Source organism: Deferrisoma sp., assembly GCF_054681715.1.
Window position 1 is genome coordinate 1 of record NZ_BAAHFQ010000174.1, and the last position, 5,817, is coordinate 5,817.

The 5,817-nt window shown below is 68.8% G+C and carries 5 protein-coding genes; 4 read left to right on the top strand and 1 reads right to left on the bottom strand.

Features of this window, described 5'->3' with window-relative positions; genetic code table 11:
• Window positions 1-268 precede the first annotated feature (268 nt).
• Genes ACY0I8_RS15660 through ACY0I8_RS15675 form a run of 4 tightly spaced genes read left to right on the top strand, consistent with a single transcriptional unit; the run spans window position 269 to window position 4,964 of the window.
• Window positions 269-1,267: a glycosyltransferase family 2 protein gene (locus ACY0I8_RS15660; protein WP_461395483.1), complete on the top strand. Its 999-nt coding sequence runs from the start codon at window positions 269-271 to the stop codon at window positions 1,265-1,267.
• 9 nt (window positions 1,268-1,276) lie between these two features.
• Window positions 1,277-2,182, top strand: coding sequence for a lysylphosphatidylglycerol synthase domain-containing protein (locus ACY0I8_RS15665; protein WP_461395484.1), 906 nt, complete (start codon window positions 1,277-1,279; stop codon window positions 2,180-2,182).
• A 13-nt stretch (window positions 2,183-2,195) separates the two neighbouring features.
• Entirely contained in the window at window positions 2,196-2,795 is a 600-nt protein-coding gene (locus tag ACY0I8_RS15670) for a class I SAM-dependent methyltransferase (RefSeq protein ID WP_461395485.1), read from the top strand.
• Window positions 2,796-2,822: 27 nt separating this feature from the next.
• Complete coding sequence (locus ACY0I8_RS15675; protein WP_461395486.1) at window positions 2,823-4,964, top strand: STT3 domain-containing protein; 2,142 nt, start codon at window positions 2,823-2,825, stop codon at window positions 4,962-4,964.
• 142 nt (window positions 4,965-5,106) lie between these two features.
• Here ACY0I8_RS15675 and ACY0I8_RS15680 read toward each other — a convergent pair.
• On the bottom strand, window positions 5,107-5,817 hold a 711-nt coding region (locus ACY0I8_RS15680; RefSeq protein ID WP_461395487.1), incomplete at its 5' end, for a hypothetical protein.

The window sequence follows — 5,817 nt, forward strand, 5'->3', positions numbered from 1 at the left end:
CCCGGAGACCCCGACGACCTCTACTACGACTACAAGGTCGAGGCCGGCGACACCGGCGACATCGCCACCTCGTTCAAGGCCACGGCCACCCCGAAGGCCAGTGCCCCCTCGGGCGTTCTCACCATCAACGAGAAAAACGAGAAAACCGGCTGGTAGGCTTCCGCCCCACCGCGGATACCGGCTGTTCCTCCTCCTGCTATTCCTCCAGCGCCATCCTGCCGATATAGTGGGGGCACCCCCGGCGACTCAGCCCAAGGAGGCCCCTTTCGTGCGGCTTGTTGTCATCATCCCCTGTCTCAACGAGGCGGCGACCGTGGGGGAGGTGGTTCGCCGCATTCCCCGGACCATCCCCCGGGTGGGGGAGGTCGTCCCGCTGGTGGTGGACGACGGGTCCACGGACGAGACGGCGCGGGTCGCGCGGGAAGCCGGCGCGCTGGTGGTCTCGCACCCCTTCCGCCGCGGCGTGGGGGCCGCGTTTCAGACCGGGCTTCGGGAGGCGCTCCGGCTCCGGGCCGACATCGTGGCGAACATGGACGGCGACGGGCAGTTCCACCCCGAGGACCTGCCCACCCTTCTCGCCCCGATCCTGGAAGGGAGGGCCGACATGGCCACGGCCTCGCGGTTTCGCGACCCCGCGCTCGTGCCCCGGATGCCGTGGATCAAGAAATGGGGGAACCGGATGATCGCACGGCTTCTGAGCGGGCTGATCGGCCGGCGGTTTTACGATGTTTCGTGTGGCTTTCGGGCCTACAACCGCCAAGCCGCGCTCCACCTGAACCCCGTGGGGCGCTACACCTACACCCACGAGGTGTTCCTGGACCTCGCGTTCAAGGGGTTCCGGATCGTCGAGGTGCCGCTTCGGGTCGAGGGGGAACGGAAGTTCGGAAAATCGCGGGTGGCGGGGAGCCTGTGGAGGTACGGCACGAACGCGTTTGGAATCATCTTCCGCAGCTACCGCGACTTCCAGCCGCTCCGGTTTTTCGGCGGACTGGCGCTGTGCTTTTACCTGCCGGCCGCGGCTTTGCTTGCGTTCTTTTTCGGCCACTACCTGCTCACCGGTCGGTTCAGCGGGCATCTCTGGGCCGGCTTCACCGGCGGTGCGTTGGGATTCGTGGGGTTCGGACTCACGGTGGTGGCCATCGTGGCCGACATGCTCGACCGGATCCGCCAGAACCAGGACCGGATCCTCTACGAACTCAAAGCGCAGCGGTACACCCAGGGCCCGGACGAACTTCCCGAACGGCTCCGCCGAAACGGGCAAGGCTGAGGGGGCCCGGTGACGCTGGAAGCCGGTTCGCGGGAGGCCCTCGGAATCGGGGGAGAAAGGCTCTCCGTCGGGAAGAAGACCCGGCTCACGGCGTTTGCGGCGGCGGCCGCCCTTTTTGCGGTGGGCGCCGCCGTGTCGGCGCGCCACCTGGGACTGTCGTTCCGGCAGGTCCGGTGGGCCTACGTGGTCGCCGTCGGCGTTTTTGGATTCCCGGGCACCTTTTGCCTGAACGCATTGGAGCTTTGTCGCGTCGGGGCCGCGCTGGGAGCGCCGTTCCGTTTCTTCGAGGCCGTCAAGGTGGTCCTCATCGGCGCCGCAGCGAACCTGCTGCCTCTGCCGGGAGCCGCCATCACCCGGGTGGCCGCTCTCCGGGCAAAAGGCGTCCCGGTACCCAAAGGCAGCGCCCTCGTTATCGGCCTGTTCTGCCTGTGGGCCGGCCTGGCCTCGGCCCTCCTCGGGCTGGGATTGGCGGCGCGCGAGCTGCCCGAATGGGGCATGGTCGGCGTCCTGGCATGTCCGGTGCTTCTCGCGGTTGGATCCGTACTGCTCGTTCGCACGGGCGTCGCGCCCCGGAATCTTCCACTTCTTCTCCTCATCCGGACGGGTGCTCTCCTCGTGGACGTCGGGAGGTTCTGGGCCTGCCTGCGTGCCGTCGGGGTGGCGTCGGACCTTTCGCAGGCCGCCGTTCTCGTGGCGAGCCAAATCGTGGGCTCCGCGGTCGGCTTCGCCCCGGGGGGCCTCGGCATCCAGGAAAGCGGAGCTGCGGCCCTGGCGCTGGCCGCCGGGCTCCCGGCCAGCGCCGGGTTTCTCGCCGCCGGGGTGAACCGCCTCATCAACTCCGTGCTCCTGGGCCCCTGGATGGTGGCGGCATGGCGTCGTGACGCCGAGCGGCACGACGCCATGGCCGCCGGGTAGCGGAAACACCACGATGGCCAGGAACTCGGACTACGATTTCGCCGGCAAGTACACCAAAGAGGGGGCCGTCGGCCGCTGGCTGGTGGACCGTTTTTACGCGGCGCTGGCCGAACTCCTTCAGGAATGCTCCGGGCCACGGCATCTCGAGGTGGGCTGCGGCGAGGGGTTCAGCACCCAACGGGTCAACGCATCTCTTCCCCCGGACTCGCGGCTTTTCGCGCTGGACGTGGAGCCGCGCCTGGTTCGCGCAGCAGCCGAACGGAATCCGGGGGTTCGCCTGTGCCTCGGTTCGGCATACGACCTGCCCCTCCGCGACGGAAGCTTCGACACGGTGCTGGCGCTCGAGGTCCTGGAGCATCTTGAGACTCCAGATCGGGCCCTCCGGGAACTCACCCGCGTGGCGAGGCGGTGGGTCGTGCTCTCGGTTCCGCGGGAGCCGATCTGGCGGCTCCTGAACCTCACGCGCCTGCGCTACGTGGGAGCGCTGGGGAACACCCCCGGCCACCTGCAGCACTGGTCGAGGCGGGGATTCCTGGCATTTGTTTCCCGGGCAGGACGGGTGCGGGCGGTGCGGTCGCCGCTGCCCTGGACGCAGGTGCTTCTGGAGTGTTGAAGAAACGGCGGAAGCCTAGGAGCACGCATGACCTGGAAACGGCGCGGGCATCTGCTGGTCGCGATCAGCATCTTGTTTGCGGGAGCCCTGATCCGGGTGCACCCCATCGCGGGGTGGATGGCGTTCCCCGAACGGGCGCAGTACGACGGGGTTCCGGTCCTCACGGGCTTCGACGCGTACTACTACCTCTCGCTGACACGTGACCTCCTCGAGGATCGATACGAGCCGATTCACCGCGAGCGCCGGTTTCCCGATTCGCCCCCACGCCCCCCGGTGCCGCCGCTCCTGTCCCAGGTCACAGCGGCCGCGACCAAGCTCACGGGGGCCCCGCTCGATTGGGTGGCGGCCTTCGTGCCGTGCGCCCTCGGCCTTCTGGTCGCGCTGCCGGTCTACGGGCTCGCGTGGCGCCTAGGGGGACCCCTGGCCGGCCACACCGCCGCCGCCCTCTGCCTGTTTGGGCCCCTTTATGTGGCCCGTTCCAGCGCCGGGTGGTTTGACACCGACCCCGGAAACGTGGCGTTCCTCTACGCCTTCTCCCTTTTCGGGCTTTGGCTTTGGAGAGGCGACCCGCTCCGGCGCTCGTGCACGGCCGTTCTATCGGCCGTCGCGCTCCTGCTCTGCCTCGCTTGGTGGGATCAGGCCCCCTATGCGGTGTATGCGTTTTGGGCGATCCCCGCCTTGACCGCAGCTCTCCTCGGACTCGTTTCCGCCCCAAAACCGAAGGCGTGGGTGGGCCCGCTCGCCACCTTCTTGATCGGGACGCTGGCCTGGGGTGTCTTCTGCGCCACGCTGGCCAATGTCGAGGGGAGCCGCTGGGAGTTCGTCGGCAAGATCGCCCGCTACGTGATGAAGGCCGCGCCGGAGGCCTACCCCAACGTTTCGGTGTCGATCAGCGAACAGCAGATCCCCGGGTGGGACAAGATCCTTTGGGCGCTCGGCGGAGACTGGCCGGTGGTGGCGGTGGGCGCGGCGGGGTGCCTGCTCCTCCTCGTGACCCGGTTCCGTGAAGCCCTGTTCTTGGCGGTGCCGGCCGGTCTCCTGCTGCTCGGGTGTTTCAAGGCCTATCGGTTCCTCGTGTTCGCGGGCCCATTGATCGCCCTCGGTTGCGGGTTCGCGGCGGCCTGGGCGTGGGGTCGGGCAACCCACCGTTGGGTGAAGGGCCTCGTGGTGCTTCTATGCATCGGGCTTTTCGCCCAGAGCGCGTCCAAGATCTACGAGTACCAGGACGACCGTTGGCCGGTGGTGCACCCCAAGATCGTGGCCGGCATGGAACGCCTGCAAGACCTCACCCCGGCCGACGCCGTGATCTGGAACTGGGCCGACCACGGGTATCCGCTGCTCTACTGGTCCCGCCGGGCCACGGTGGCCGACGGCGCGACCCACTGGGGCACCGACATGGTGTGGAACGCGATCCCCTTCGCCGCGGACAACCCTCGGCTTTCGGCCAACTACATCCGGTTCTTCGCGGCCCGGGGGCGAAAGGGCATGGCCTGGCTGCGCCGGAAAACCGGGGGCGAAGAGGGCGCCGAGGTCTTCCTCGTCAAAAAGCTCCTGGCCGCCCCGCCGGAGGAAGCCCGCGACCTGATCCTGAACCTGGCCGACGAGAAGATCCGGCCGAAAATCCGGATCGGGGAGTGGCTGGAGTTCCTCTACCCGCGCGAAGCACCCCCGGTGTACGTGTTCCTCGACTGGGAGATGGCCCGCACCGCGTACTGGTGGTACTGGTTCGGCACCTGGAACCCAAGGGAGAAAAAGGGAGTGCACCCGGCAACGCGGATTTTCTACCGGGCGAGGAAGGAAGACTCCATCATCCGTGCCGAAGGGTTCCGGGCCGATCTGGGGACGGGCACCGCCTGGCTGGAGAAAGAAAACGAGGAACGCCCCCTGGGTTTCGCGAGGATCATCACGGAGGCGGGTCGGGAGGAGCGCTCGTATGAGCGGGGCGGGGAGTACGGGATCCTCTATTACCAGCCGGCAGCCCTGGCGTTCTTCCTTTCCCGGAGCGTGGCGGACAGCCTGTTCCACCGGGTGTTCTGGGAGAAGGCGCCCGAGCCCCTGCCCGGGTTCCGCCTGGTGGAGTCGAACCCGCCGTACTACCAGGTCTGGGAGGTGATCGGGGATCGGTGGGAGGCAGACGAGGGTGTCCGCGCCCGGCCCGCTGCGGAGTAAGCAGAAACGCCGCCGGTTGCCGCGCCCGGGGGAGGCGCCCGGAAGCCCAGGGACTCAGAGCCGCTCCGCCCGTTTTGGGGCGGCGTGCGGGGCGCTCGGATTTTCGGGCACTCCGGCGTCTTCCCGTTTCCGCCGGGCCGGGTCACCGGCCGCCCGCCGGATCCGGGGAGCCCCCGGTTCCTTCCAGTTCGCCCTGTCGCCGCACCTTCACGTTGGTCTCCTTGGGCGGCCCCTCGGGCAGAAAGCCCAGGGGCGATGAGGCGTCGGGGTCCAGCAGGATGGCCAGGCGGTCGTAGCGGCAAACGAGGGGGACCAGGAGAACCCTCTCCGGCTCGAGCCCCCTCTTCCGCACCCACGCCTCCGCCCGTTGCGCCCAGTCGGGCGCCCGCTCCCGCCAGGCGGCCAACGTGAGCGGATACTCCCGCACGATGCCCATGTTCCGGTCGGTCAAGCGCTCCATCAGGTCGCCCCGGAGGAACACCGGCCGGCCGGTCTGAAGGGCGGTTTTCCGGATGCGCTGGCGCTCGGTCTCGTCGGGGGGCATCCGGATCACGGCGTACACCGGGGTGCGGTCGGCGTCCTCGAGGAGCTTTTTGGCCTCGTCGCCCGCGAGCGGCAGGAGGTCGGCGCTCGCCGAGTAGAACGCGCCGTCGGCGAACACCACCAGGGCCGTGCGCTGGGCCGCCACGGTCCAGAGCCCCCAGCCGAAGGCGAGGGCCTGGAGGGTGCCGATGACGCCGTAGTCCAAAAGGAGCGCCCGGCGGGTCTTCTTGGGGTTGTACACGATGAGCGTCAGGAGCGGCCCCAGCACCAGGTCCACCCCCACGATGAGCCGCAAGCCCTGCCAGCCCCC